The organism is Mesorhizobium sp. M7D.F.Ca.US.004.01.2.1 (assembly GCF_003997785.1).
GTDB classification, from domain to species: Bacteria; Pseudomonadota; Alphaproteobacteria; order Rhizobiales; family Rhizobiaceae; genus Mesorhizobium; species Mesorhizobium loti.
This window is the reverse complement of the sequence record NZ_RZRQ01000454.1, coordinates 1-3,694: the sequence shown is the minus strand read 5'-3', so window position 1 is coordinate 3,694 and position 3,694 is coordinate 1. Positions and strand designations below refer to the sequence as shown.

The window sequence follows — 3,694 nt, the reverse complement described above, 5'->3', positions numbered from 1 at the left end:
CGCCAGCCGCTACCGCCACGAACTGTCGGGCGGCCAGCGCCAGCGCGTCGGCATTGCGCGGGCGCTGGCGCTGTCGCCGAAATTCGTGCTGGCCGACGAAATTGTCTCCGGCCTCGACGTGTCGACGCAGGCGCAGATCCTGACCCTGCTGGAAAAGCTGGCGGCGGAGATGGGCCTGACCGTCGCCTTCATCAGCCACGATCTGTCTGTCATTCGGCGGCTGTGCCGGCAAGTCATCGTCATGCGCGAAGGCGTGATCGTCGAGGCCAGCGCCACCGACGCCTTGTTCGACAAGCCGCGGCAAGCCTACACGCGCGATCTGATCGCAGCCATTCCGCTGCCCGAGATCGATGCGGGCTGGCTGGACATCCCTGCCGCCATCAAGGCCCCGACATGAATACACACGCACGCCGAAAAGCGGGCTTCGGTCGTGCGATCGGCAAATGACCCAAGTCCCGCCAATGGAGGAGGACTGACATGAAGAGGATACTTCGAAACGCAACGCTCGCCGCCGCTGTCCTTGGCAGCGCCGGCATCGCCACCGCCAGCTCGATCCCCGGCATGCGCGGACACGATCACACCGGCATCACGGTTCCCGACATGAAGCAGGCGGTCGACTTCTTCACCGAGGTGGTCGGCTGCAAGAAGGCGATGTCGTTCGGCCCGTTTGCCGACGACAAGGGCACCTTCATGCAGGATCTTCTGGGCGTCGATCCCAAGGCGGTCATTGAGCAGGTCACCATGGTGCGTTGCGGCTATGGTTCGAACATCGAGCTGTTCAAATACACAGCACCGGACCAGAAGGACCTGACGCCGAAGAACAGCGACATAGGCGGCTTCCACATTGCCTTCTATGTCGACGATGTCGACGCCGCCAAGGCCTATCTCGACGGCAAGGGCGTCAAGACGCGCATGGGCCCGTTGCCGGTCAAGGAAGGGCCGGCCGCCGGCCAGACCATCCTCTACTTCCAGGCGCCATGGGGGCTGCAGCTGGAAGCGATCAGCTATCCCGATGGCATGGCCTACGAGAAGGGCGCCGAGACTGTTCTATGGAGCCCGAAGAGCCCGGAAAAGTGATGGGAACGCGTGCTTGCGGATGTTCCGCAGGCACGCCACACAAATGCGACGTTGAATCATTTTCGATATGAAACTTTAAGCTTGAAATAATTTACCTCCGGCGCGATACTCGAAACCAGCAAGCGAAGAGGAGATCGCAGACATGAAGGTTGCGGTTCTCGGCGGCGGACCAGCCGGCCTCTACTTTGCCATTTCGATGAAACTCAGGGACGCCGCGCACGATGTGACGGTGTTCGAGCGCAACCGCGCCGACGACACGTTCGGCTGGGGCGTCGTGCTGTCGGCCGAGACGCTTGAAAACCTGTCGAAAAACGATCCGGTCAGCGCCGTCTGGATCAAGAAGCACTTTGCTTATTGGGACGACATCGCCGTCATCCACGATGGCGTGCGCACGGTCTCGACCGGGCACGGTTTCTGCGGCATCGGCCGCAAGCGGCTGCTGGTCCTGCTGCAGCGCCGCGCGCGAGAACTCGGCGTCAAGCTGATGTTCGAGACCGACATCGCCGATCCCAAACCCTATATGGAGACGCACGATCTGGTCGTCGCCGCCGACGGCCTGAACTCCAGGGCGCGCAACACTTTCGTCGACGTCTTCAAGCCCGACATCGACACCCGCAAATGCAAGTTCGTCTGGCTAGGCACCAACCAGAAGTTCGACGACGCCTTCACCTTCATCTTCGAGAAGACCGAGCATGGCTGGGTGTGGGCGCACGCCTACCAGTTCGACAGCGACACCGCGACGTTCATCGTCGAGTGCAGCGAACAGACCTGGGCTGCTTTCGGCTTCGGCGCGATGTCGCAGCAGGAATCGATCGCCGTCTGCGAGCGTATCTTCGAAAAACATCTCGGCGGCCACGCGCTGATGACCAATGCCAACCACATCCGTGGCTCGGCCTGGATCAATTTCCCGCGCGTGCTGTGCGAGCGCTGGTCCTACAAGAACCTTGCGCTGATGGGCGATGCGGCGGCATCGGCGCATTTCTCGATCGGCTCCGGCACCAAGCTGGCGCTGGAAAGTGCGGTGGCGCTGGCCGAGTATGTTGAGTCCGAACCCGACCTCGACGCCGCATTCCGTAGATATGAGGATGCCCGCCGCACCGAGGTGCTGAAGCTGCAATCGGCGGCGCGCAATTCGCTCGAATGGTTCGAGGAGGTCGAGCGCTACCTCGGCCTCGATCCGGTGCAGTTCAACTATTCGCTTTTGACCCGCTCGCAGCGCATCAGCCACGAGAATTTGCGATTGCGCGACGCCGAATGGCTGGGCGGGGCGGAAGAATGGTTCCAGCGCCAGGCGGGCGCCGGCGGCAACAGCCTGCGCCGCGCGCCGATGTTCGCGCCATTCAAGCTGCGCGACATGAGGCTGCAGAACCGCGTCGTCGTCTCGCCGATGGCGCAGTACAAGGCCGTCGACGGCTGCCCGACCGACTGGCATTTCACCCATTATGCCGAGCGCGCCAAGGGGGGCGCCGGGCTCCTCTATATCGAGATGACCTGCGTCAGCCCCGAAGGGCGGATCACGCCTGGCTGCCCCGGCTTCTATGCGCCCGAACATGCGGTGGCGTGGAAGCGGCTGGTCGACTTCGTCCACACCGAGACGGAGGCGAAGATCTGCGCCCAGATCGGCCATTCCGGCGCCAAGGGTTCGACCCGGCTCGGCTGGGAGGGCACCGACGTGCCGTTGGTCTCAGGCAACTGGCCGGTCATGGCAGCCTCGGCCGTCGCGTGGTCGACGCAGAATCAGGTGCCGAAGGCGATGAACCGTACCGACATGGACAAGGTGCGCGACGAATTCGTGGCTTCGGCCGAGATGGCAGATCGTTGCGGCTTCGACATGCTCGAGATCCACGCCGCGCACGGCTATCTGCTGTCGTCCTTCATCACGCCGGTCACCAACCGGCGCACCGATGCCTATGGCGGTTCGCTGGAAAACCGCATGCGCTATCCCCTGGAAATCTTCCGTGCGGTGCGCGCCGCCTGGCCGGCGGAGAAGCCGATCTCGATGCGCATTTCGGCCAATGACTGGGTCGGCATCGAAGGTGTAACGCCGGCCGATGCGGTCGAGATCGCACGGCTGCTGCACGAGGCAGGTGTCGATATCTGCGACGTCTCGGCCGGCCAGACCTCGGCATTGGCAAAGCCGGTCTATGGCCGCATGTTCCAGACGCCGTTTTCCGATCGCATCCGCAACGAGGTCGGCATGGCGACGATGGCGGTCGGCAACATCTACGAGCCGGACCATGTCAATTCGATCCTGATGGCCGGCCGCGCCGATCTGGTGGCGCTGGCACGGCCGCATCTCGCCGACCCCTACTGGACGCTGCATGCGGCGGTGACGCTCGGCGACCGTGGTGTCAAATGGCCGGATCCCTATCTGCCCGGACGCGACCAGCTCTACCGGCTGGCCGAGCGCGACGCCGCGGCGGGGCTGAAAGTATGACGGCCGCCACGACGATTCCCGGCAAGCATGCGCTGGTCACCGGTGGCGGCTCCGGCGTCGGCCGGGCCATCGCGCTGGCGCTGGCCGGTGCCGGCATCGACGTGACCATCTGCGGCCGCCGGGAAGCGGAGCCCGCCAAGGTGGCCGGCGAAAGCAAAGGCATTTTCGGCATCGCCGCGG

At 64.0% G+C, this 3,694-nt stretch carries 4 protein-coding genes; all 4 read left to right on the top strand.

Translation table 11 applies throughout. From position 1 onward, the window contains the following. The coding region (locus EN993_RS32820; RefSeq protein ID WP_164757961.1) for an ABC transporter ATP-binding protein at window positions 1-397 on the top strand (397 nt) is incomplete at its 5' end. 80 nt (window positions 398-477) lie between these two features. After that, complete coding sequence (locus EN993_RS32815; RefSeq protein WP_127265926.1) at window positions 478-1,077, top strand: VOC family protein; 600 nt, start codon at window positions 478-480, stop codon at window positions 1,075-1,077. A gap of 142 nt (window positions 1,078-1,219) precedes the next feature. Next, window positions 1,220-3,514, top strand: coding sequence for a bifunctional salicylyl-CoA 5-hydroxylase/oxidoreductase (locus EN993_RS32810; protein ID WP_127265924.1), 2,295 nt, complete (start codon window positions 1,220-1,222; stop codon window positions 3,512-3,514). Further along, the coding region (locus EN993_RS32805; RefSeq protein ID WP_127265923.1) for an SDR family NAD(P)-dependent oxidoreductase at window positions 3,511-3,694 on the top strand (184 nt) is incomplete at its 3' end. The genes EN993_RS32810 and EN993_RS32805, both read left to right, overlap by 4 nt.

Bases quoted from the DNA above. Each gene is read 5' to 3' on its own strand.
- EN993_RS32815 (WP_127265926.1), top strand. From the start codon at position 478: ATGAAGAGGATACTTCGAAACGCAACGCTCGCCGCCGCTGTCCTTGGC.
- EN993_RS32810 (WP_127265924.1), top strand. From the start codon at position 1,220: ATGAAGGTTGCGGTTCTCGGCGGCGGACCAGCCGGCCTCTACTTTGCC.